The sequence below is a fragment of the Saccharothrix stipae genome (assembly GCF_054781895.1).
Map to the genome: position 1 here is coordinate 731,373 of NZ_BAAGTN010000008.1, position 21,569 is coordinate 752,941.

Consider the following 21,569-nt stretch of genomic DNA (forward strand, 5'->3'; position numbering starts at 1 on the left):
AATGGGCCGAGATGACGACCTTCGACGAGAAGCTGGTGTCGGTGCTCGGCAAGAAGAGCGCCGACGCGCTGGAGGCCGGCCTCGGCCTGACCACCGTCGGTGAGCTGCTGCGCCACTACCCGCGCCGCTACGACGAGCGCGGCAAGCTGACCGAGATCGCCGGGCTGGAGCTGGGCGAGCACGTCACGGTGCAGGCGCGGGTGAAGAGCGCCCGGCAGCGGCGGATGAAGTCGCGCAGTGGCGAGCTGCTGGAGGCCGTGATCACCGACGGCACCAGCGACCTGCACCTGGTGTTCTTCGGGCGCGGTTCGCGCAAGGTCGAGCGGGAACTGCTGCCGGGTCGCGAGGCGATGTTCGCGGGCAAGGTCGGCATGTTCAACGGCAAGCTCCAGCTCGCGCACCCCGACTACCAGGTGCTGGACGGGGAGGAGGGTGCCGCGGCGGACTTCGCGGGCGCGTTCATCCCGGTCTACCCGGCGGCGCAGGGCATCCAGTCGTGGAACGTCTCCAACTGCGTCGAGCAGGTCCTGGCCGTGTGGGACGGGGTGGCCGAGGACCCGCTGCCGGCGTCGTTGCGCGCCGATCGGGGGCTGATCGGGTTGGAGAAGGCGCTGCGCGACATCCACCGGCCGGACGGGTGGGCCGCGATCGCCGTCGCGCAGCAGCGGTTGAAGTGGGACGAGGCGCTGGCGGTGCAGCTGGCGCTCGCGCAACGCCGCCGTTCGGCGACGGCCCGTCCCGCGCCGGTGTGCGAGCCCCGCGACGGCCTGGTGCGTGACGCGTTCGAGGCGCGCCTGCCGTTCGAGCTGACCGCGGGGCAGCGGGAGGTCGGTGCGCAGGTCGCCCGCGACCTGTCCGGCGAGCACCCGATGAACCGGCTGCTCCAGGGTGAGGTCGGTTCGGGCAAGACGATCGTCGCGTTGCGGGCGATGTTGCAGGTCGTCGACGCGGGGCGGCAGGCGGCGATGCTCGCGCCGACCGAGGTGCTGGCGGCCCAGCACGCGCGGTCGTTGCGGGAGTTGCTGGGTGACCTCGGGCAGGCCGGTGAGCTGGGCGGGGCCGAGCACGCGACGCGGGTGACGTTGCTGACCGGGTCGATGGCGACGGCGGCGCGCAAGCGGGCGTTGCTGGAGATCGTGTCCGGTGAGGCCGGGATCGTGGTCGGCACGCACGCGTTGATCCAGGACAAGGTGGAGTTCGCCGACCTGGGGCTGGTCGTGGTGGACGAGCAGCACCGGTTCGGCGTGGAGCAGCGGGCCGCGCTGAGCGGGCGTGCGGGCGGGTCGACGCCGCACGTGCTGGTGATGACGGCCACACCCATCCCGCGCACGGTGGCGATGACCGTGTACGGGGACCTGGAGGTGTCCGCGCTGCGCGAACTGCCGCAGGGGCGTTCGCCGATCAGCACGTCCGTGGTGCCGGTGGCGGCCAAGCCGGGCTGGCTGGACCGGGCGTGGCAGCGGATCCGCGAAGAGGTGGGCAAGGGGCACCAGGTGTACGTGGTGTGCCCGCGCATCGGCGACGGCGCGGCGGAGGACGACGCCGAGGCACCGCCGAAGGAGGACGCGGGCAAGGACGGGGCCGCCGACCGGAGGCCGCCGCTGGCGGTGGTGGACGTGGCCAACCGGCTGGCCGAGGGGCCGTTGCGGGGGCTGCGGATCGACATCCTGCACGGGCGGATGGCCTCGGACGACAAGGACGCCGTGATGCGGGCGTTCGCGGCCAACGAGGTGCAGGTGCTGGTCGCCACGACCGTGGTCGAGGTCGGGGTGAACGTGCCCAACGCCACCGTCATGGTGATCATGGACGCGGACCGGTTCGGCGTGAGCCAGCTGCACCAGCTGCGCGGGCGCGTCGGGCGGGGCAGCGCGCCGGGGCTGTGCCTGCTGGTGACCGAGATGCCGGACGGCACGTCCACGATGGAGCGGCTGCGGGCGGTCGAGTCTACTTTGGACGGCTTCGAGCTGGCCCAGCTGGACCTGGAGCTGCGGCGCGAGGGCGACATCCTGGGCGCGGCCCAGTCCGGCACGCGGTCGGGGTTGAAGATGCTGTCGCTGCTGCGCGACGAGGACGTGATCGCCGAGGCGCGGGTGGTCGCGCAGGAGGTCGTGGAGGTCGACCCGGAGCTGGCCGCGAACCCCGGGTTGGCCGGGCTGGTGGCGGGGCTGCTGGACGAGGAGCGCGCGGAGTACCTGGAGAAGGCGTAGCCGGCGGCTCCGCGCGGGCCGGGTGGTGCGCCTGGAGGTGGCCTGGCCGCCGTGCCCGGAGGGGGCTTGGCCGGTCGCTGGGTACCCTGACTCGTGCGCCGATTCCTACTCGCCCTGGTTCCGCTGGCGTTGGTCGCCTGCTCGGCCGCGCCGACCGGTGATACCGCTCCGACCACGTCGTCGCTGCCCAAGGGCGATCTGGCGGTGCTCGCCGAGCGCATCGAGCAGCGGCGGGCCGAGCTGGTGACGGCCACGTTCCACACCGAGGGGTTCGCGTCCGACGGGCAGTCCACCGAGGTGCGCAACGTCGTGGACGGCGCGGTGCGGCAGGACGCCGGCGAGGTGACCGGGTCGATGACGATGGACGTGTCGACCGGTGGTCAGCCGAAGAAGATCGGGCTGGTGATCGTCCGCGACGGCACGTACGTGCAGGTCGAGGGCGCGCCGATGCCCGCGGGCAAGAAGTGGGGCTTCTACCCGTCGCGCAGCGGTGGCGAGGTGTCCGCGTTGCTGCGCGGCTTCGGCCCGAGCGCCACGGTCGGCGCGGAGCTGGACTACGTGCAGCCGAGGGCGGCGTTGATCGTGGGCAAGGCGTCCGAGCAGCTGGACGGCGTGCCGGTGACCCGGTTCGACCTGGTGGTGGACGCGTTGAAGATGGCCAAGGTCATCGAGGACCAGGACATCCAGTTGCAGCACACCCAGCTGGCCGAGCACGGGGTGCAGATCTCCGCGTCGGTGTGGGTGGACGGCACGAGCGCCCCGGTACAGGCCGAGTACCGGTTCGAGCTGGCCGGCAAGGTCGTCAAGCAGTCCACCACCCGGTTCCGCGGGTGGGGCGAGCCGGTGCGGATCACCGTGCCGGACCAGGCCGAGGTCGTCCCGGCCGACCAGTTGCCCCAGTAGGGGGCAGGGCCTGGCCGGGCGGCTGCTAGGTCCGCTTGCCCGACTTGGGCACCGGCAGCTGGGCGGTCGGCTGCTCGGACGGGTCGACGGCCTTCGGCTTGGTCGCCGCCGCCGGTGTGGTGGGCGCTGCCGGTTCGGCCGCCGCTGCCGGCGTGGCCGTCGCCGGTGTGGTGGGCGCGTCCGCGGGTGCCGAGACCTCGGACTCCTCGTCCAGCGGGGTGAGGGTGGCCACCGCCCGGGACACCGCTTCCTGCGCCGCCGCGAACTGCTCGCTCAGCGCCCGGTGCACGCGGTGCAGCTCGGCCAGCTTCGCGTCAGCCGCCGTGGTCCGGCGGTCGGCGTGGGCGTCGGCCTCGGTGATGGTCTTCTCGGCGTGGGCGTCCGCCTCGATGACGGTCTTCTCGGCCTTGGCGTTGGCCTCGCTGACCGTCTTCTCGATCTTGGCCAGGGCGTCGGCCTCCAGCTCGGAGATCTGCTTCTCGGTCTCCGAGCGCACCCGCGCCGCGTCGGCCCGGGCGGCTTCGAGGAGCTTCGCGGCCTCCGCCTTGGCCTCCACCACGTGCACCTCGTGCTCCTTGCGGAGCTCGGTGCGCAGCTCGTCGTACTCCTTGTCGAGGTCGTCGTGGTAGCCCTTGTACTTCTGCTCCAGCTCGACCCGCTTGGCCTCCAGCTCGGCCTGCTTCGCCTCGAAGTCGGCGGTCAGCTTCTCGCGGTCGGCGCGGGCCTCGGCCATCAGCGCCTCGTGCTCGCCGGTCAGCTTGACCCGCAGCTCCTCGTGGGAGCGCTCCAGCTCGGTGCGGCGCTCCTCGTACTGGCGCTCCAGCTCCGTGGTCCGCTGCTGGTGGGCCGCCTCCAGCTGCCGGCGGCGGTCTTCCAGCTCACCCATCGCGCGCTGGTGCACCGCCTTGCCCTGGGCCGCCTCGCGCTCGGCCTCGGCACGGGTGGCGGTCGCGTCGTCCAGCGCCGCCTTGCGGATGTCGGCGATCTCCTCCTCCGCCAACGTCATCATCACGCGCACGCGCTCGGTGACGTTGGAGGCGCTGGCCGGGCTGGTGGCCAGCTTGCCCAGCTGCGCCTTGACCTTCTCCAGCTCGGCGCGCGTCGAGCCGAGCAGCTTGCCCAGCTCCGCGGCCTGGGCCGACGCCGCGTCCCGGGCGCGGTTCGAGTTCTTGAGGTCGAACTCGAGTCGTGTCACCCGTTCGTTCACCTGGCGCTGGTTGTACCCGCGCAGTACGACGTCGAAATGGGTGCGGGCAGCAGGCTGCCCAGTCCCTTCAGCCCCGGCCATGGGGGCAACCCTACCGAGAAGTCGCCGGCGGCAGTCACCCGATGCGGCGAACGCACCGTAACGAGTCGGTGATCCAACGTGTGGGGTGAACGGTCGTTCGCCGGTGTCGGGTGCCGGGCCGTGCCCGCCCGCGGTCGGTCCGCCACTCGCGTGCCGTCCGCCGGGGGCTGCGCACGAGGCCCGCACAAGGGAGAATCCCGGGGCATGGTCCCAGGTCGCGACCGCCTTGACCGGGAGAGTGACCGATCACGATGACGTCCGTCACGTGAGATGGAACTCCCGAGGGGCGGGAAGCGCACGGTAACGTGCCTTGATTCATCGAGTCCCGCCCGCGCTCGGGCGGGACTCGCCGAGTAACCGGGAGGGAACGCCGCATGTTCCGCAAGGTTCTTGTCGCCAACCGCGGCGAGATCGCGATCCGGGCCTTTCGCGCTGCCTACGAGCTGGGCGCCGGCACGGTTGCCGTCTTCCCCCACGAGGACCGCAACTCCCTGCACCGGCTGAAGGCCGACGAGTCCTACGAGATCGGCGAGCCCGGCCACCCCGTCCGGGCCTACCTGTCCGTCGAGGAGATCATCAAGGCGGCCCGCAAGGCGGGCGCCGACGCGGTCTACCCCGGCTACGGCTTCCTGTCGGAGAACCCCGAGCTGGCCAGGGCCTGCGCCGACGCCGGCATCACGTTCGTCGGCCCGCCCTCGGACGTGCTCGAACTGACCGGCAACAAGGCCCGCGCCATCGCCGCGGCCCGGGCGGCCGGCCTCCCGGTGCTCAAGTCCAGCGAGCCGTCGAGCGACATCGACGCCCTGGTCCGGGCCGCCGAGGACATCGAGTTCCCGGTGTTCGTGAAGGCCGTCGCGGGCGGCGGCGGGCGTGGTATGAGGCGGGTGGAGGAGCCCGGCGCGCTGCGGGAGTCCCTGGAAGCCGCGTCGCGCGAGGCGGAGTCGGCCTTCGGCGACCCGACGGTGTTCCTCGAACAGGCCGTGGTCGAGCCCAGGCACATCGAGGTGCAGATCCTCGCCGACGGCGACGGCAACGTGATGCACCTGTTCGAGCGCGACTGCTCGGTGCAGCGCCGCCACCAGAAGGTCATCGAGATCGCGCCCGCGCCGAACCTCGACCCCGAGCTGCGCGACCGGATCTGCGCCGACGCCGTGAAGTTCGCCCGGCACATCGGCTACCGCAACGCGGGCACGGTCGAGTTCCTGCTCGACCCGCGGGGCAACTACGTCTTCATCGAGATGAACCCCCGCATCCAGGTCGAGCACACGGTCACCGAAGAGGTCACCGACGTCGACCTGGTGCAGTCGCAGATGCGCATCGCGGGCGGTGAGACCCTGGACGACCTCGGGTTGAGCCAGGACACCGTGCAGCTGCGCGGCGCGGCCCTGCAGTGCCGCATCACCACCGAGGACCCCGCCAACGGCTTCCGCCCGGACACCGGCATGATCAGCGCCTACCGCTCGCCGGGCGGCTCGGGCATCCGGCTGGACGGCGGCACGACCGGCGCGGGCACGGTCATCGGCGCGCACTTCGACTCGATGCTGGTCAAGCTCACCTGCCGCGGTCGCACGTTCTCCGCCGCGGTGGCCCGCGCCCGGCGCGCGGTGGCCGAGTTCCGCATCCGGGGCGTGTCCACGAACATCCCGTTCATCCAGGCGGTGCTGGACGACCCGGACTTCTACGAGGGTCGCGTCACGACCTCGTTCATCGAGAAGCGCCCGCACCTGCTGACGGCGCGGCACTCCGCCGACCGCGGCACGCGGATGCTCACCTACCTGGCCGACGTGACGGTCAACAAGCCGAACGGCCCGCGCCCGTCCGCCGTGGACCCGAAGGTGAAGCTGCCGGTCGTCGACCTGAACGCCGAACCGCCTGCCGGGTCGAAGCAGAAGCTGGACGAGCTGGGACCGGAGGGCTTCGCCCGCTGGCTGCGGGAGAGCAAGGCGCTGGCGGTCACCGACACCACGTTCCGCGACGCGCACCAGTCGTTGCTGGCCACACGGGTGCGGACGAAGGACCTGCTGGCCATCGCGCCGCACGTGGCGCGGATGGCGCCCCAGCTGCTGTCGCTGGAGGCGTGGGGCGGCGCGACCTACGACGTGGCGCTGCGGTTCCTGGCCGAAGACCCGTGGGAGCGGCTGGCCGCACTGCGCGAGGCGGTGCCCAACATCACCCTCCAGATGCTGCTGCGCGGCCGGAACACGGTGGGGTACACGCCCTACCCCGAGGCCGTGACCAGCGCGTTCGTCGAGGAGGCGACGAAGACCGGGATCGACGTCTTCCGCATCTTCGACGCGTTGAACGACGTCGAGCAGATGCGGCCGGCCATCGAGGCGGTGCGGGAGACGGGCACCGCGGTCGCCGAGGTGTGCCTCTGCTACACCTCCGACCTGTCGAACCCGGACGAGCGCATCTACACGCTCGACTACTACCTGAAGCTGGCCGAGCAGATCGTCGGCGCGGGCGCGCACGTGCTCGCGGTGAAGGACATGGCCGGCCTGCTCCGGCCCCCGGCGGCGGCGCGGTTGATCAGCGCGTTGCGCAAGGAGTTCGACCTGCCGGTGCACCTGCACACGCACGACACGGCGGGTGGGCAGCTGGCCACCTACCTGGCGGCGATCCAGTCCGGTGTGGACGCGGTGGACGGCGCGGTGGCGTCGATGGCGGGCACGACCTCGCAGCCGCCGCTGTCGGCGATCGTGGCGGCGACCGACTACACGGACCGGGCGACGGGCCTGGACCTGCGGGCCGTGTGCGACCTGGAGCCCTACTGGGAGTCGGTGCGGAAGGTCTACGCGCCGTTCGAGTCGGGGATCCCCGGTCCGACGGGGCGGGTCTACTCGCACGAGATCCCCGGCGGGCAGCTGTCGAACCTGCGCACGCAGGCGGTCGCGCTCGGGCTCGGGCAGAAGTTCGAGGAGATCGAGTCGATGTACGCGGCCGCCGACCGGATGCTCGGTCGGCTGGTGAAGGTGACGCCGTCGTCCAAGGTGGTGGGCGACCTGGCACTGCACCTGGTCGGCGCGGGGGTGAAGCCGGAGGACTTCGAGGCGGACCCGGGTCGGTTCGACATCCCGGCGTCGGTGATCGGGTTCCTGCACGGCGAGCTGGGCGACCCGCCCGGCGGCTGGCCGGAGCCGTTCCGGAGCAAGGCGTTGCAGGGTCGGGCCGCGCCGAAGGGCGTGGCGGAGCTGACCGACGAGGACGTGAAGGGCCTGGAGGACGACCGGCGCGGCACGCTGAACCGGTTGCTGTTCCCGGCGCCGACGAAGGAGTTCCTGGCGCACCGGGACGCCTACGGCGACACGAGCGTGCTGGGCAGCAAGGACTTCTTCTACGGGCTCAAGCCGGGGGAGGAGTACCAGGTCGACCTGGAGCCGGGTGTGCGGTTGCTGATCGGGCTGGAGGCCATCGGCGAGGCGGACGAGCGCGGTATCCGCACGGTGATGGCCACGTTGAACGGGCAGCTGCGGCCGATCCAGGTGCGCGACCGGTCGATCGCGGCCGAGGTGCCGGTGGCGGAGAAGGCGGATCGGGGCAACCCCGGTCACGTCGCGGCGCCGTTCGCCGGGGTCGTCACGCCGAGCGTGGCGGAGGACGACGTGGTCGAGGTCGGGCAGACGATCGCGACCATCGAGGCGATGAAGATGGAGGCCGCGATCACCGCGCCCAAGGCGGGGCGGGTCAAGCGGCTGGCGGTGCGCGGGGTGCAGCAGGTCGAGGGCGGGGACCTGCTGATCGTGCTGGAGTGACCGGAGCGCCCTGCCGGGCCGGGCGCCGTGCGGTGCCCGGCCCGGCAGGGCGTGGCGAGCGGGGGGATGTGGGTCGTGGGCAGGAAGTGGGACTGGGCGACCGCTCGGTACCTCGGGATGGTCGCGTTGCCGTTCGTCGGCCTCGCGGTCGCGTCGTTCCTGCCCCACTACGGCTACCGCGGGTTGTTGATCCTCGTCCTGTGGCTGTTCGCCTCGGCGTTGGAGCAGAGGCTCGCCGGCCCGCCGCCGACCGTCCGGACGTCTCCGGTCTGGTGGCTCCGGCACGACCGGATCGGCCGCAGTCGCCTGGTGCTGCTCGTGGTGGTGGCGGCCTGTGCGATCGGGTGGGCGGTGCTCGACTGGCCGGAGTGGAACTTCCCCGCGGCCGCCATGGGGTTCGCGGTCGTGCTCGTCGCCGGGGACTACTGCTTCTTCCGGTACGACGTGCGCAAGGCCCGGCGGGCGGCGTCCGACGCGGAGGTGCGCGCCGAGGAGCGCGCGGCCGCGGTCGACCGGGACGCCTGAACGCCCGGCGGTGCTCGGGGTGCGCTGGGTCACCCGGCCGTGGGGAACCGGTGGGTCGGGGGCGGCGTTGGTCGTGGCATGAAGAAGGTTGCCGCTGTACTGCTCGCACTCACGGCCGGCGCCGTCGCCTGGGCGGCGCGGGACGTGCCCGTGGCGTTGGGTGGGAAGCCCGGAGGTGAGCGGGTGCGGCGGTCGCCGCGGTACCGCGACGGGAAGTTCCACAACGACGGGCCGACGCGGACCATGCCGGACGGGGCGGCCGGGACGGTGCGGGAGATGTTCTTCGGCGGTCAGCAGCGGCGGCCGGTGGGCGAGGTGCCGCTGGTGCCGCCCGTGGCCGGGTCGTCGGACGGGTTGCACATCACCTGGTACGGGCACGCCTCCACGTTGGTGGAGATCGACGGTGCCCGGGTGTTGATCGACCCGGTCTGGAGCGACCGGTGCTCACCGTCCCCAGTGGTCGGTCCCCGTCGGCTGCACCCGGTGCCGCACCAGTTGCACGAGGTGGGGCGGGTGGACGCGGTGGTGATCTCGCACGACCACTACGACCACCTGGACCTGCCCACCGTGCGGGCGTTGGAGCGGGACACGGACGCGGTGTTCGTGGTGCCGCTCGGGATCGGTGCGCACCTGCGGCGGTGGTGGGTGCCCGAGCACCGGATCGTGGAGCTGGACTGGGACGAGTCGCACGAGGTGGCGGGGATCACCCTGACGGCCACCGCCGCGCAGCACTTCTCCGGGCGCGGCTTCCAGCGGGACAACACGTTGTGGGCCTCGTGGGTGGTGAAGGGGCCGGAGCACCGCGTGTACTACAGCGGGGACACCGGGTACTTCGACGGCTACAAGAAGATCGGTGAGGAGCACGGTCCGTTCGACGCCTCGCTGATCCAGATCGGCGCCTACGGTCCCGGGTGGCCGGACATCCACATGACGCCGGAGGAAGGCGTGGCCGCGCACCGGGACGTGCGGGGCGGCCTGTTGATCCCGGTGCACTGGGCGACGTTCAACCTGGCGTTCCACGACTGGTCCGAGCCGGTCGACCGGGTGTGGCGGGAGGCGAAGGCGCACGAGGTGCCGCTGGCCGTGCCGCGGCCCGGTGAGCGGGTCGACGTGGACCGACCGCCCGCGGTCGACGGGTGGTGGCAGGCGCTTGGCACGATGACGGGGTGACCAGGATCGTCGCGGGCGCCGCCGGTGGCCGGAGACTGCAAGTGCCCCCACGCGGCACCAGACCCACTTCCGACCGCGTTCGCGAGGCGTTGTTCAGCTCGCTGGAGACGATGGTCGACCTCGACGGCGCCGTCGTGCTGGACCTCTACGCGGGGTCGGGGGCGCTCGGCTTCGAAGCGCTGTCGAGGGGTGCGACGAAGGCCACCTTCGTGGAGTCCGACAAGCGGGCTGCCGAAGTCCTCAAGGGCAACGCCAAGGTGGTCGCGCTGCCGGGGGCGGTGGTGGTGCACCGCACCGCTGAGGCCGTCGTCGCCACCACGGCGGACGGGCCGTGCGACGTGGTCTTCGCCGATCCGCCGTACGCCGTGACCGACGAACAGCTCAACCGGGTCCTCGCGTCGCTGGTCACCAACGGTTGGACGAAACCGGGCTCGTTGATCGTCGTGGAACGCGGCGCGCGCAGTCCTGAACCGATCTGGCCAAGCGCGGTGGAATCCTTGCGCAGCAAGCGATACGGCGACACGGCGCTCTACTGGGCCGAACAGGTTGCCGCCACCGGGTGATGCCGACCACGCACCTGAGTGGATGCGTCCGATCGGGTGCTACCGTCCGAAACCATGACGCGTGCCGTGTGCCCCGGCTCCTACGACCCGGTCACCAACGGACACTTGGACATCATCGGCAGAGCGGCGAAGCTCTTCGACGAGGTCGTGGTCGCCGTGCTCATCAACAAGACCAAGAAGACGTTGTTCTCGGTCGAGGAGCGCACGGACATGCTCCGCGAGGTCACCGCGCAGTGGCCGAACGTCCGCGTCGACGCCTGGCACGGCCTGCTGGTCGACTACTGCCGGGAGAACGACATCAAGGCCATCGTCAAGGGCCTGCGCGCGGTCAGCGACTACGACTACGAGCTGCAGATGGCGCAGATGAACCACCAGCTCTCCGGGGTCGACACGCTGTTCATGCCGACCAACCCGATCTACAGCTTCCTGGCCAGCTCCCTGGTCAAGGACGTGGCCACCTACGGCGGCGACGTGAGCAGCCTGCTGCCGCCGACCATCCGCGACCGGCTCGCCGCCCGGCTCGCCGAGAGTCGCTGACCGGTCACGGTCCGTTAACTTACGCAGGGTCTGTTCGTCGCTCGGTGTGGTTAGCGTTCACCGGCATGAGCGAGATCACATCGCGCACCGCGAAGGTGCTGCTCTCCCTGCTGCTGGTCCTCACGGGCACGTTCACCACGTCCGCACCGGCGGTCGCGGCCGAGTCGGTCGCGGTCGCGCAGGCAGCCTGCGGTGACACGTCCGGCTTCCGGAAGGTGGCGCTGTCCACCCTGCCGAGCCAGGCCACGGACACCGTGCGGTTGATCCAGCGGGGCGGTCCGTACCCGTACTCGCAGGACAACCAGACCTTCTACAACCGCGAGGGCATCCTCCCGGCCTGCTCGACCGGCTACTACAAGGAGTACACGGTCAAGACGCCGGGCATCTCCACCCGCGGCGCGCGGCGGATCGTGACCGGCAACGCCACCCCGAAGCTGTACTTCTACACGGCGGACCACTACGCGAGCTTCGTCCTGGTGGACATCACCCGTTAGCCGGACACGCCCTGCCGATCTCCCGGCGGCGAGGAGATCGGCAGGGCACACTGGGACGGGTACTGCTGTGGGCGCGAGGAGTGAGACGTGTACCGGGTGTTCGAGGCCCTCGACGAGCTGGTCACGATCGTCGAGGAAGCGCGTGGCGTGCCGATGACCTCCGGGTGCGTCGTGCCGCGCGGCGACGTGCTCGAACTCCTCGACGACGTGCGCGACGCGATCCCGGCGGAGCTGGACGACGCCCAGGACGTGCTCGACCACCGCGACGAGCTGGTCGGCAAGGCGCAGCACGAGGCGGACCAGGCCGTGAGCAAGGCCCGCTCCGACGCCGAGCGGATGGTCGCCGAGGCGCAGCACGAGGCCGAGCGGATGCTGTCCGAGGCGCGCGCCCGGGCCGAGCGGATGGTCGGCGAGGCCGAGGACCAGGCGCAGCGCACCGTCGCCGCGGGCCGGCAGGAGTACGAGGACCTGGTGGGCCGGGCGCACGCCGAGGCCGATCGCATGGTCCAGGCGGGCCGCGCCAACTACGAGCGCGCGATCGAGGAGGGCCGCGCCGAGCAGGCGCGCCTGGTCGACGGCACCGAGGTCGTGCAGGCCGCGCACGCCGAGGCGGCGCGCGTGCTGGACGCCGCCCAGACGGAGTCCATCCGGCTGCGCAGCGAGTGCGACGCGTACGTGGACGGCAAGCTGGCCGACTTCGAGGACCTGCTCGCGCACACCCTGCGCAGCGTCGGCAAGGGCCGCTCGCACCTGCGCGGACCGGCCGTCGCGAGCGCCGCCGCGCCCTTCGACTACCACGAATAGGAACCGTGCACCCGACCGGACGACGTCCCGACCAGCCGATTTCACGTCGACGCCCGTTGTCCCGTACCCTTGACCGGCTGGTCGTGGTAAGTCCCCGACGGCACACCAAACATCATGTCTGAGCATCGTCACGCCTCCGCGCGTCCCACAGCGACCGGGCCCTGGGTCATCGACACCAGGGACCTCGGGCGTCGTGCGGGCTCCAGCCGCGGGTTGCGCAGGACGGTGCCGGCGGAAGGCGTCGGCCTCCTGGGCGTGATCGCGGTGCCGGCGGGGGGCAACGTCGAACTCGACCTCCTGCTGGAGTCGGTGGTCGAGGGCGTGCTCGTGACGGGCACCGCCGCGACGGTGGTCGAAGGGGAGTGCTCGCGCTGCCTGGAGCCGCTGTCCGCGGAGGTCGAGGTGGAGCTGACCGAGCTGTACGCGTACCCGGACAGCACCACCGATGAGACGACCGAAGAGGACGAGGTCAGCCGTCTGCACGACGACCTGATCGACCTCGAACCCGTGGTGCGCGACGCCATCGTGCTCGCGCTGCCACAGGTGCCGCTGTGCTCGCCGGACTGCCTCGGGCTGTGCGTCGACTGCGGCGGGAAGCTGGCTGATCTCGGCCCCGACCACGGGCATGAGACGATTGACCCCCGTTGGGCGGCTCTGCAGGAGCGGTTCGACGGGAATCGTGACAATCCAGAGGAGAACTAGTCGTGGCCGTCCCGAAGCGGAAGATGTCGCGCTCGAACACGCGCTCGCGCCGCGCTCAGTGGAAGACCGCTGCCGTGCACCTGGTGGCCTGCCAGAACAAGGCCTGCCGCCAGCCGAAGCCGCAGCACGTCGCCTGCCCGGCCTGTGGCCAGTACGACGGCCGCCAGGTCGTCCAGCCGGCCTGATCACCCCCTCTGGCGAAGGTAGCGGCGAATCGTGGGGGGTAGGTCGTCGCGCGGTCGGTCCGCCGACCGCGCCCCGTTGATCGAAGCGCTCGGCGTCCCGTTGGACGCCGAGCTGCTGACGCTCGCGCTCACACACCGGTCGTACGCGTACGAGAACGGCGGCCTGCCGCCGAACGAGCGGCTGGAGTTCCTCGGCGACGCGGTGCTCAGCCTCGTCGTCACCGATCACCTGTACCGCACGCACCCGGAACTGCCCGAGGGTCAGCTCGCCAAGCTCCGCGCGAGCGTGGTGAACATGCACGCCCTGGCGGGCGTGGCCCGGGGGCTCGGCGACGACGGGTTGGGCGGGCACCTGCTGCTCGGTCGCGGCGAGGAGCTGACCGGCGGCAGGGACAAGGCGAGCATCCTCGCGGACGGCCTGGAAGCCGTCATCGGCGCGGTATACCTGCAATTCGGCATCGACACCGCGCATCAGGTCGTTCACCACCTGTTCGACCCGTTGTTGGCGGAAGCGCCGCTGCGGGGTGCTGGACTGGACTGGAAGACGAGTCTCCAGGAGCTGACCGCGTCCGCCGGCCTGGGCGTCCCCGAGTACCGGGTGGACGACCAGGGGCCGGACCACCGCAAGGAGTTCACCGCCAAGGTGCTCGTCGGTGGCCAGCCCTACGGCACCGGCGACGGGCGCACGAAGAAGGAAGCCGAGCAGAAGGCCGCTGAGGCCGCGTACCGCGTGCTGCACGAACGGGTTCGCGCCGAGGACACCGGCGCGTCCGGGAACGGCCACGCACCCGGCTCGGCGACGCAGGCTTCACCCCAGGCTTCACCTACTCAGGAAGACTGACGCCGAAATGTATGCCACGAACGTCCGGACGAACCGGCGCGCACGCCACGCGCGTCCGTCCCGCCCGCTGAACGCCAGCCGCAACGGCGGCATCCAGGGCCTGGTACTCGTGCGCGACACCGCCCAGGCAGGCGGCTGGATGCTCAAGCCGACCAAGCCGCAGGCCGCCGCCTACGAGATGCTCGAAGAGCTGGAGCGGGCCGAGGCCGCCGCCGCCGAGCGCGAGTCCGAGGACTGACCTCCCGCCCGTGCCCGAGCTGCCCGAGGTAGAGGTCGTCCGCCGAGGTCTGCACGAGCACGTCGCGGGCCGGACCGTCGACTCGGTGCAAGTCCTCCACCCGCGCGCGATCCGCCGACACCTACTCGGTGCGGCGGATTTCGCCATGCGCCTGACCGGTCAGCGCCTGGAGGCCGCGCGTCGGCGCGGCAAGTACCTGTGGGTCGACCTGTCGGGCGGCGACGCCATGCTCGCGCACCTCGGCATGAGCGGCCAGATGCTGGTCCAGCCCGTCGACGCGCCGGACGAGAAGCACCTGCGGGTGCGGGTCCGGTTCGCCGACGACGGTCCGGAACTGCGATTCGTGGACCAGCGCACGTTCGGCGGATTGGCCCTGGCGGACATCGTCGAGGTCGACGGGACCCGGCTGCCGCAACCGGTGGCGCACATCGCGCGCGACCCGATGGACCCGGCGTTCGACCCGGACGCGGCGGTCGCGGCGTTGCGGAGGCGGCGGACCGAGGTCAAGCGCGCCCTGCTCGACCAGACGCTGGTCTCCGGCGTCGGCAACATCTACGCCGACGAGGCGCTGTGGCGGACCAAGCTGCACGGCCTGCGCCCCGTCGACCGGCTGACCAGGGCCAAGGCGGCCGAACTGCTCGCGCACGCGACGCAGGTCATGTACGAGGCGTTGGGCGAGGGCGGCACGTCGTTCGACGCGCTCTACGTCAACGTGAACGGCCAGTCGGGCTACTTCGACCGGTCCCTGGCCGTGTACGGGCAGGAGAACCGGCCGTGCCCGAGGTGCGGGACGGCGATCAGGCGTGAGCCGTTCATGAACCGCTCCTCCTACTCGTGCCCGCGGTGCCAACCCCGCCCGAGGGGCTGACGGACGCGCTCACCGCGCCGGGTCGGCGAGCCGGCGCAGCAGCGGCGTGACCGTGCGCACCGCGTCGCGCTCCTCCGGCTCCAGCCGGGCAAGCCGCTCGGACAGCAGTTCCGCCTCGCCGTGCGCCAGGGACAGGATGGTGTCGCGCCCGAGGCCGGTCAGCTCGACGATGGTCGCCCGCCCGTCGGCGGGGTCGGACTCGCGGCGCACCAGGCCGCCGGATTCCAGGCCCGTCACCACCGTGGTCGCCGTGGGCTGCGAGCACAGCGCACGCACCGCGATCTCGCCTATCCGCATCGGTCCCTTCGACGCGAGTTCCGCGAGCACCAGCAACTGCGTGGGCTGCAATCGCCGAACGGACGCGGACTGGCGCAGGCTGCGGATCAGCCGGTGCACGGCGACCACGAGTTGTAACGCGTCCTGATTAGTCACACTGGTGGTCATCAGACCTCCTCGTGGCTCACCGTGGGTGAGCAAGTGTCCGAATTCGGACAGGACATTCGCACTTTCGCAGTACGGCTGTCCAGAGAAAGGTTTCATTCGCACCCGGATGTACTCACCCTCTCCGCACCGATGCGGAGAAGGAGCCGTCAAATCGGCACAAAGGCGGGAAGCGTTTCCCCGGCGGTTCGCGGAACGTAGTCGGCACGGGGTGGCGCCCGCTCCGGGCGTAGTGTCTGAGCGTGACAAAGGTGCTGGTCGTGGATGACGAGCCGCAGATCGTGCGGGCGTTGCGGATCAACCTGTCGGCCCGCGGCTACTCGGTCCTGACCGCGCACGACGGCACGACCGCGCTCAAGGCGGCGGCCGAGGGCAAGCCGGACGTGGTGGTGCTCGACCTGGGGCTGCCGGACGTGGACGGCACCGAGGTGATCGCGGGCCTGCGCGGGTGGACGACCGTGCCGATCATCGTGCTGTCCGCGCGGGTCGACTCCGCGGACAAGGTGCAGGCGCTGGACGCGGGCGCCGACGACTACGTGACCAAGCCGTTCGGGATGGACGAGCTGCTGGCCCGGCTGCGGGCGGCGGTGCGCCGCGCCGCGGTGGGCGAGGGCGGGGACGCGGTCGTGGAGACGGCGTCGTTCACCGTGGACCTGGCCGCCAAGAAGGTGCGCCGGGACGGCGTCGAGGTGCACCTGACGCCCACCGAGTGGGGCCTGCTGGAGGTCCTGGCCCGCAACCGCGGCCGGCTCGTGGCGCAGAAGCAGCTGTTGCAGGAGGTGTGGGGCCCGGCGTACGCGAAGGAGACCCACTACCTGCGCGTCTACCTGGCCCAGCTGCGGCGCAAGCTGGAACCGGAGCCCGCCCGCCCCCGCCACCTGGTGACGGAGCCGGGGATGGGCTACCGGTTCGAGCTCTAGGGACGGCGGCCGGCGGCGACAGCGCCCCGGCGGCCCGCCGACCGCTCACCCCGCCGGCATGGTGGGGTGGCTCTGGAAGAACAGCGCGTTGCGCACCACGAGTTCCTTGGCGAGCGCCGCCACCCGGCCGGTGAGCACGCGCTCCTTCGGGTTGTCGTCGGCGTCCACGAACTGGATCAGACCGTCCCGGCGACCGAGGCTGACGCACCGGATGTGGTACCGGAAGTCGAGCCGGTCGGCCGGCTCGTCGCCGCCGAGCCGCTTCGCCAGGGCGCGCACCGCCTGCTGCGCCGTGGGCAGGCCGGTCGCGCACGCCATCCGCAGTTCGAGGCCGTCGTGGCGCTTCATCGCCGCCGCGTCGCCGATGCCCTGGACCTCGGGGTGCGAGATCGACGTCAACGTCTGGTCCACCAGCAGGCGGCCGTGGTCGTCCACCGCGAACCCGGCCCGCGCCGCCAGGTCCGGCACGGCGAAACCGGCCGTCCAGACGACCGTGTCGGCGGCGACCGGCTCGTCGCCTGCCAGCACCAGGCCGTCGGCGCGGACCTCGGTGACGTGCGCGCGGTCGCGCACCCGGATGCCGAGCCGGTCGAACACCTTGCGCAGGTGCGCCCGGCCCTTCTCCGACAGGGCGTCGCCGAACCCGCCGGCGGTGACGAGCACGACGTCCAGGTCCGGTCGCGACTCGGCCAGCTCGGCGGCGGCCTCGATACCGGTCAGCCCACCGCCCAGCACGGCGACCGTGCGCGCGTCCTTGAGCGCCACGGCCAGTTTCTCGGCGTCCTCGTGGGTGGAGACGGCGTGGGCGTGCTCGGCCGCGCCGGGGACGCCGCGCAGGTTCGCCTGGCTGCCCGCGGCGTAGATCAGCCGGTCGTAGGCCAGCGTGCCGCCGGTGAGCTGGATCTTGCGGGTGTCCGGGTCGATGTCGGTCACCCGGTCGACCACGAGGTCGACGCCGGTGCCCTTGAGGAGGTCGGCGAGCGGGACGTCGCGCATCCGCTGGCCCACCGCGAGCTGGTGCAGCCGGACCCGCTCCACGAACCGGTCCCGCGCGTTGACCAGGGTGACCCGGGAGCCGGTCCACTTCGCCGCCAGCCTGGCCGCGGCCAGACCCGCGTATCCCGCGCCGACCACCACGATGTGCTCTGCCATTTTTCCCGTCCTTTCGTCATGAGAGGAGCGAGAGAGGCAGGCGCGGTGTGACGGCATAAGGTGTGAGTCGTGTCACCTGTTTCCGTGCTGCACACCTGGCAAGTGCCCGGGACGACGCTCACCGCCGCGCGCAAGCTGCTCGACGAGGCGTTCGACGGCGATTTCGGCGACGAGGACTGGGAGCACAGCCTCGGTGGCGTGCACGCGTTCGTCTGGGACGGCGACGAGCTGATCGGTCACGGCGCGGTCGTGCAGCGGCGGTTGCTGCACGCGGGGCGCGCGCTGCGGGCCGGTTACGTGGAAGGGGTCGCGGTGCGGGCGGACCGACGCCGCGAAGGCGTCGGCGGGGTCGTGATGGCGGCTCTGGAGGACGTCGTGCGTGGCGCGTACCCCCTCGGTGCGCTGAGCGCGTCGGAGGACGCTCTGGCGTTCTACGCGGCGCGTGGGTGGCAGCGGTGGCGTGGCAGGACGTTCGCCCTGACCCCCGGCGGTGTGGAGCGCACCGAGGAGGAGGACGACGCGATCTTCGTCCTGCCGGTCGTGCCGCTCGACCTGGCGGGCGACCTCACCTGTGACTGGCGTGACGGCGACGTCTGGTAGCTACCGGCTCTCCGTCGTCGTCGGCGTGGTGGTGGCCGACGCGGAGGAGGAGGACGACGTCGGCGGCTCGTAGGACGTCGGAGGGTTGCTCGGTGGCTGGGTGGTCAGCCGCGCCTCGGATGACGCCGACTTCGGCTCAGGGGGCTGTTCCGCGCGTTCCTCCGGCTTCGAGCCGGTCTCCTTGCCCGGCCGGCCGGTCGACCGCTTGGACACCGTGACGACCACCGTGGCCGTGCTCGCGCGCGGCGCGGCGCCCATCGTCGTGTCCGTCGTCGTCCTCAGCTCGGCGAGCGGTTCCGGCGGCGCCGCGGTGGACCCGCCGCCCGCCAGCACGGACGCGAGGGTGGCGATCACGGTGGCGACGGCGGCGCCGCCCGCGGCGAGCAGCACCACCGAGGAGACCTTCTTCTTCGGTGACGCTTGATCTTCCTCGAACACACCATCTCCCTGCGGGGGATCCGGACGGATGGTCAGTGTTCGAGTTATCGGCGGATCATGCCGGGGGCCTCAACGTTCGAGCGGTCGTCCACACGATGGTGTGGACGACCGTCACCCCGGGCGGACGATCTCGTTACGGCTCGGTCGGCGGGTCGACCGGCGTCGTCGTGGTCGTCGTCGTGGTCGTGGTGGTGCTCGTGGTCGTCGTCGGCTTCGTGGTGGTCGTCGTGTTCACCGGCGGCTGGGTGGTCGTGGTGGTGGGCTGCGGCTGCGGGTCGTCGACCACGGTGGTCGTGGTCGTCCCGTCCGGCCGGGTCACCGTGGTCACGCGGGTGCGCCGCGAGGTGGTGGTCGTCGTCGTGGTCTCGGTCGTCGTGGTGGTGGACTCCGCGGTGGTGGTCAGGCTGACCGAGGAGGCCGAGGTGCGCGGGGCAGTGCTGAGGGTGTTGCGCGAGACGACGTCCTCACGCGGCTGCTGGTTCGCGGGGGAGGCGTCCGGGGTCGCGCCCGCCAGGGCCGCGATGGTGGCGAAGATCGTCGACACGGCGACACCGGACGCGGCCAGCAGCACGTGTGGCGACACGCGCAGGCGGGGGCGCTCGGGCTCCGGGGTCTCGTACAACGGTTCTCCCAAGGTTCGTCGGACGTCTTTACCAGCCGAAGTTCTGGGTCCAGTACCAGCCGCGGGTGTCCAGACCCACGCCGATGGTGGTGAACCCGCAGTTCAGGATGTTGCGCCGGTGCCCGTCGGAGTTCATCCAGGCCCGCATGACCTGCTCGGCGGAGCGCTGCCCCATGGCGATGTTCTCGCCGCCGGGGCTCGGGTAGCCCGCCGCGCGCATCCGCTGCGCGAAGTCGACGCCCTCCGGGGTGGTGTGCGAGAAGTAGTCGCGCGCGGCCATGTCGGCGCTGTGACCGCGTGCGGCCTCGACCACCCGCTCGTCCACCTTGAGCGGCTTGCAGCCGGCCAGGTCGCGGGCCTCGTTCACCAGGGCGACGACCTGCTGCGCCTGCGGCACGTCGGCGGGCGCGGTGGTAGTCGTCGGCGCCGCGGACGTCTCGGGCGGCGTCGTGGTCGTCGTCTCGGTCGTGGTCGTGGTGGTCTCGGTGGTGGTCGTCGTCTCGGTGGTCGTCTCCGGCGACGACGGCGCCTCGGTGGTGGTCGGCAGGACGTCCGGCTCACGGCTCTGCGCGGGCTCGCCCACACCGCCCACCCCGCCGACGCCCACGTTGTCGGAACCGCGGCTCTGTGCTGCGCTTACCCCGACGAACGGGGCGAGCTGTTCCGGGTTCGCGACGGCGACGCCGGTCGCACCGGCCGCGCCGAGGAGCAGGCCGACGAGTCCGCCGATCACGGATCGGTTACCACGCCGTGCTGTCACGGTCGCGCACCGTACCACTAACGGGTGAAATGTCAGGATGGCTGTTGTGGCTGGAGTAGAGGGGACCGTCCGTCTGACCGCCTGGGTGCGGGGCCGGGTGCAGGGGGTCGGCTTCCGCTGGTGGACTCGTGCGAGGGCGCTTGAGCTGGGACTTGTCGGTTCGGCGTCCAACCTGCGGGACGGTCGGGTAGAGGTGAACGCGGAAGGTCCGGAATCGGCGTGCCGGGATCTGCTCACCGCGCTGCGTTCCGGCGGTACCCCTGGTCGGGTGGACTCGATCGTGGAGCGCTGGTCGGAGGCCCGCGGCGGCCTCACCGGTTTCGTGGAGCGTTGAACGCCGAGGGGTCCGATGGCGTAGTACTTCGATGTGGACCGTGGCGAAGATGTCGTCAGGCAGCTGTACGGCCGTTGGCGCGGCCCGCTGCACGGCTACGTCCTGCGCATGGTCGGCGGTGACCACCAGCAGGCCGAGGACGTGGTCCAGGAGACGCTGCTGCGGGCGTGGCGGCACGTCGACGAGCTGACCCCGGCCGACGCGGGCCCGTGGCTCTACACGGTGGCCAGGAACCTGGTCATCTCCGGCTACCGCAAGCGCGGCGGCCGCAACTCCGAGGTGCCGATCGAACCGGGCGACCTGCCCCCGGTCGCGGACGAGGTGGAGCACGTCCTGCAGAGCTGGCAGGTCGCCGAGGCGTTGCGCGCGCTGAGCGTGGACCACCGCAACGTGGTGGTAGAGCTGTACTACCGGCGGCGTTCGGTCGCCGAGGCCGCGGTGGTGCTGGGCATCCCGCCCGGCACGGTCAAGTCGCGCTGCTTCTACGCCCTGCGGGCGTTGCGGGACGCGCTGGAGGAGCGGGGGGTCACCGAGTCATGAGCTGTGACCGGACCGTGGCGCTCGGCGCCTACCTGCTCGGCTCGCTCGACCCGGCGGAGCGGTCGGCGTTCGAGCGGCACGTGCACGGCTGCTCCACCTGCCGCCGGGAGATGGTGCGGCTGGCGCCGTTGCCGGGGCTGCTCGGCCAGGTGCAGCTGGCGGACCTGGAGCTGCCGTTCGACGACCCCGCGCCCGACCCCGACCTGTGGCCGCTGCCGGTCGAGCCACCCACCCCGCCCGAGCCCGAGCCGCGGCACGCGTCGCGCGTGCGGCGCCGGCCGGTGCTGGTCGGCGCCGCCGTGCTGCTGGTGCTGGTCGCGCTGGGCGTGCTGCTGGTGCCGCGGCTGACCGGTGACGACGGCGGGCACCGCGGCGGTGAGGCCGCCGTCACCTGGCACGCCTCCGACGCCACCTCCGGCGTGGTGGCCAGCGCGGACCTCGTCGGCAAGTCCTGGGGCACCGAGCTGTGGATGAGCATCGAGAACATGCCCAAGGGCATGAGGTGCAAGCTGATCGTCCACGACCGGGGCGGGCGCACCGAGATCGGCGGCTGGTGGGGCACCGACCACGCCCCCGACGAGCGGATCCCCGGCTCCACGTCGTTCCCGGTCGACCAGATCGAACGGCTCGACCTGGTGGTCGACATGACGGTCCTGGTGTCGGTCCGGCCGTGATCGCGCTGGTC

General features: G+C 71.8%; 25 protein-coding genes. 19 read left to right on the plus strand and 6 right to left on the minus strand.

Annotated elements, in window-relative coordinates; translation table 11 throughout:
• Positions 1–11 precede the first annotated feature (11 nt).
• Positions 12–2,207, plus strand: a complete 2,196-nt coding sequence (gene recG / locus ACYVLT_RS20210) for an ATP-dependent DNA helicase RecG (protein ID WP_461121738.1) — start codon at positions 12–14, stop codon at positions 2,205–2,207.
• A 93-nt stretch (positions 2,208–2,300) separates the two neighbouring features.
• On the plus strand, positions 2,301–3,110 hold the full coding sequence (locus ACYVLT_RS20215; protein WP_461121739.1) for a hypothetical protein: 810 nt from the start codon (positions 2,301–2,303) through the stop codon (positions 3,108–3,110).
• A 25-nt stretch (positions 3,111–3,135) separates the two neighbouring features.
• Here ACYVLT_RS20215 and ACYVLT_RS20220 read toward each other — a convergent pair whose 3' ends face one another.
• Positions 3,136–4,305 (minus strand): hypothetical protein, encoded by a 1,170-nt coding sequence (locus ACYVLT_RS20220; protein WP_461121740.1) that lies wholly within the window; start codon positions 4,303–4,305, stop codon positions 3,136–3,138.
• Positions 4,306–4,772: 467 nt separating this feature from the next.
• Here ACYVLT_RS20220 and ACYVLT_RS20225 point away from each other — a divergent pair, with 467 nt between their 5' ends.
• The 12 genes from ACYVLT_RS20225 (at position 4,773) to mutM (ending at position 15,077) form a co-directional block, all read left to right on the plus strand.
• Positions 4,773–8,150, plus strand: a complete 3,378-nt coding sequence (locus ACYVLT_RS20225) for a pyruvate carboxylase (RefSeq protein WP_461121741.1) — start codon at positions 4,773–4,775, stop codon at positions 8,148–8,150.
• A gap of 75 nt (positions 8,151–8,225) precedes the next feature.
• Positions 8,226–8,675, plus strand: coding sequence for a hypothetical protein (locus tag ACYVLT_RS20230; RefSeq protein WP_461121742.1), 450 nt, complete (start codon positions 8,226–8,228; stop codon positions 8,673–8,675).
• A 78-nt stretch (positions 8,676–8,753) separates the two neighbouring features.
• Positions 8,754–9,845: an MBL fold metallo-hydrolase gene (locus ACYVLT_RS20235; RefSeq protein ID WP_461121743.1), complete on the plus strand. Its 1,092-nt coding sequence runs from the start codon at positions 8,754–8,756 to the stop codon at positions 9,843–9,845.
• Positions 9,842–10,408, plus strand: coding sequence for a 16S rRNA (guanine(966)-N(2))-methyltransferase RsmD (gene rsmD / locus ACYVLT_RS20240; RefSeq protein ID WP_461121744.1), 567 nt, complete (start codon positions 9,842–9,844; stop codon positions 10,406–10,408). Before ACYVLT_RS20235 ends, rsmD begins: the two co-directional genes overlap by 4 nt.
• Before the next feature lie 54 nt (positions 10,409–10,462).
• The gene (gene coaD / locus ACYVLT_RS20245) at positions 10,463–10,945 is read left to right on the plus strand and encodes a pantetheine-phosphate adenylyltransferase (protein ID WP_461121745.1); all 483 of its coding nucleotides are present in this window, start codon (positions 10,463–10,465) and stop codon (positions 10,943–10,945) included.
• Positions 10,946–11,010: 65 nt separating this feature from the next.
• Positions 11,011–11,439, plus strand: coding sequence for a guanyl-specific ribonuclease (locus ACYVLT_RS20250; RefSeq protein ID WP_461121746.1), 429 nt, complete (start codon positions 11,011–11,013; stop codon positions 11,437–11,439).
• 87 nt (positions 11,440–11,526) lie between these two features.
• Positions 11,527–12,243: a DivIVA domain-containing protein gene (locus ACYVLT_RS20255; RefSeq protein WP_461121747.1), complete on the plus strand. Its 717-nt coding sequence runs from the start codon at positions 11,527–11,529 to the stop codon at positions 12,241–12,243.
• A gap of 114 nt (positions 12,244–12,357) precedes the next feature.
• A complete protein-coding gene (locus tag ACYVLT_RS20260; RefSeq protein WP_360447158.1) occupies positions 12,358–12,945 on the plus strand; it encodes a YceD family protein in 588 nt (195 codons plus the stop codon).
• A gap of 2 nt (positions 12,946–12,947) precedes the next feature.
• On the plus strand, positions 12,948–13,130 hold the full coding sequence (rpmF, locus tag ACYVLT_RS20265; protein ID WP_073896635.1) for a 50S ribosomal protein L32: 183 nt from the start codon (positions 12,948–12,950) through the stop codon (positions 13,128–13,130).
• A 31-nt stretch (positions 13,131–13,161) separates the two neighbouring features.
• Positions 13,162–13,971, plus strand: coding sequence for a ribonuclease III (rnc, locus tag ACYVLT_RS20270; RefSeq protein ID WP_461121748.1), 810 nt, complete (start codon positions 13,162–13,164; stop codon positions 13,969–13,971).
• A gap of 7 nt (positions 13,972–13,978) precedes the next feature.
• Positions 13,979–14,209, plus strand: coding sequence for a hypothetical protein (locus ACYVLT_RS20275; protein WP_360447163.1), 231 nt, complete (start codon positions 13,979–13,981; stop codon positions 14,207–14,209).
• A 10-nt stretch (positions 14,210–14,219) separates the two neighbouring features.
• Positions 14,220–15,077, plus strand: coding sequence for a bifunctional DNA-formamidopyrimidine glycosylase/DNA-(apurinic or apyrimidinic site) lyase (mutM, locus tag ACYVLT_RS20280; protein ID WP_461121749.1), 858 nt, complete (start codon positions 14,220–14,222; stop codon positions 15,075–15,077).
• A gap of 9 nt (positions 15,078–15,086) precedes the next feature.
• On the opposite strand, the gene ACYVLT_RS20285 is transcribed toward mutM, so the two are convergent.
• Complete coding sequence (locus tag ACYVLT_RS20285) at positions 15,087–15,521, minus strand: MarR family winged helix-turn-helix transcriptional regulator (protein WP_461121750.1); 435 nt, start codon at positions 15,519–15,521, stop codon at positions 15,087–15,089.
• 239 nt (positions 15,522–15,760) lie between these two features.
• Between ACYVLT_RS20285 and ACYVLT_RS20290 the strand changes: the two genes are divergently transcribed.
• Positions 15,761–16,438 carry a response regulator gene (locus ACYVLT_RS20290; RefSeq protein ID WP_461121751.1) on the plus strand — a complete coding sequence of 226 codons (678 nt, stop codon included), beginning with the start codon at positions 15,761–15,763 and terminating at the stop codon, positions 16,436–16,438.
• Positions 16,439–16,483: 45 nt separating this feature from the next.
• Here ACYVLT_RS20290 and ACYVLT_RS20295 read toward each other — a convergent pair whose 3' ends face one another.
• Positions 16,484–17,590, minus strand: coding sequence for an NAD(P)/FAD-dependent oxidoreductase (locus ACYVLT_RS20295; protein ID WP_461121752.1), 1,107 nt, complete (start codon positions 17,588–17,590; stop codon positions 16,484–16,486).
• Positions 17,591–17,659: 69 nt separating this feature from the next.
• Between ACYVLT_RS20295 and ACYVLT_RS20300 the strand changes: the two genes are divergently transcribed.
• Positions 17,660–18,190: a GNAT family N-acetyltransferase gene (locus ACYVLT_RS20300; protein ID WP_461121753.1), complete on the plus strand. Its 531-nt coding sequence runs from the start codon at positions 17,660–17,662 to the stop codon at positions 18,188–18,190.
• On the opposite strand, the gene ACYVLT_RS20305 is transcribed toward ACYVLT_RS20300, so the two are convergent.
• The 3 genes from ACYVLT_RS20305 to ACYVLT_RS20315 form a co-directional block, all read right to left on the minus strand.
• On the minus strand, positions 18,191–18,628 hold the full coding sequence (locus ACYVLT_RS20305) for a hypothetical protein (protein WP_461121754.1): 438 nt from the start codon (positions 18,626–18,628) through the stop codon (positions 18,191–18,193).
• 133 nt (positions 18,629–18,761) lie between these two features.
• Positions 18,762–19,250, minus strand: a complete 489-nt coding sequence (locus ACYVLT_RS20310; protein ID WP_461121755.1) for a hypothetical protein — start codon at positions 19,248–19,250, stop codon at positions 18,762–18,764.
• 28 nt (positions 19,251–19,278) lie between these two features.
• A complete protein-coding gene (locus tag ACYVLT_RS20315; RefSeq protein WP_461121756.1) occupies positions 19,279–19,983 on the minus strand; it encodes a CAP domain-containing protein in 705 nt (234 codons plus the stop codon).
• A gap of 64 nt (positions 19,984–20,047) precedes the next feature.
• Between ACYVLT_RS20315 and ACYVLT_RS20320 the strand changes: the two genes are divergently transcribed.
• Genes ACYVLT_RS20320 through ACYVLT_RS20330 form a run of 3 tightly spaced genes read left to right on the plus strand, consistent with a single transcriptional unit; the run spans position 20,048 to position 21,558 of the window.
• Positions 20,048–20,344 (plus strand): acylphosphatase, encoded by a 297-nt coding sequence (locus ACYVLT_RS20320; protein ID WP_360447181.1) that lies wholly within the window; start codon positions 20,048–20,050, stop codon positions 20,342–20,344.
• Positions 20,345–20,377: 33 nt separating this feature from the next.
• Complete coding sequence (locus ACYVLT_RS20325; protein ID WP_461121757.1) at positions 20,378–20,884, plus strand: sigma-70 family RNA polymerase sigma factor; 507 nt, start codon at positions 20,378–20,380, stop codon at positions 20,882–20,884.
• On the plus strand, positions 20,881–21,558 hold the full coding sequence (locus ACYVLT_RS20330) for an anti-sigma factor family protein (RefSeq protein ID WP_461121758.1): 678 nt from the start codon (positions 20,881–20,883) through the stop codon (positions 21,556–21,558). The genes ACYVLT_RS20325 and ACYVLT_RS20330 overlap by 4 nt, the downstream gene beginning before the upstream one ends.
• The last annotated feature ends 11 nt before the right edge of the window (positions 21,559–21,569 follow it).

Coding starts and splice junctions, on each gene's coding strand:
- ACYVLT_RS20250 (WP_461121746.1), top strand. CDS start 11,011: ATGAGCGAGATCACATCGCGCACCGCGAAGGTGCTGCTCTCCCTGCTG.
- ACYVLT_RS20320 (WP_360447181.1), top strand. CDS start 20,048: ATGGCTGTTGTGGCTGGAGTAGAGGGGACCGTCCGTCTGACCGCCTGG.
- ACYVLT_RS20330 (WP_461121758.1), top strand. CDS start 20,881: ATGAGCTGTGACCGGACCGTGGCGCTCGGCGCCTACCTGCTCGGCTCG.
- ACYVLT_RS20235 (WP_461121743.1), top strand. CDS start 8,754: ATGAAGAAGGTTGCCGCTGTACTGCTCGCACTCACGGCCGGCGCCGTC.
- ACYVLT_RS20295 (WP_461121752.1), bottom strand. CDS start 17,590: ATGGCAGAGCACATCGTGGTGGTCGGCGCGGGATACGCGGGTCTGGCC.
- coaD (WP_461121745.1), top strand. CDS start 10,463: ATGACGCGTGCCGTGTGCCCCGGCTCCTACGACCCGGTCACCAACGGA.
- ACYVLT_RS20285 (WP_461121750.1), bottom strand. CDS start 15,521: ATGACCACCAGTGTGACTAATCAGGACGCGTTACAACTCGTGGTCGCC.
- ACYVLT_RS20275 (WP_360447163.1), top strand. CDS start 13,979: ATGTATGCCACGAACGTCCGGACGAACCGGCGCGCACGCCACGCGCGT.
- recG (WP_461121738.1), top strand. CDS start 12: ATGACGACCTTCGACGAGAAGCTGGTGTCGGTGCTCGGCAAGAAGAGC.
- ACYVLT_RS20260 (WP_360447158.1), top strand. CDS start 12,358: ATGTCTGAGCATCGTCACGCCTCCGCGCGTCCCACAGCGACCGGGCCC.
- ACYVLT_RS20225 (WP_461121741.1), top strand. CDS start 4,773: ATGTTCCGCAAGGTTCTTGTCGCCAACCGCGGCGAGATCGCGATCCGG.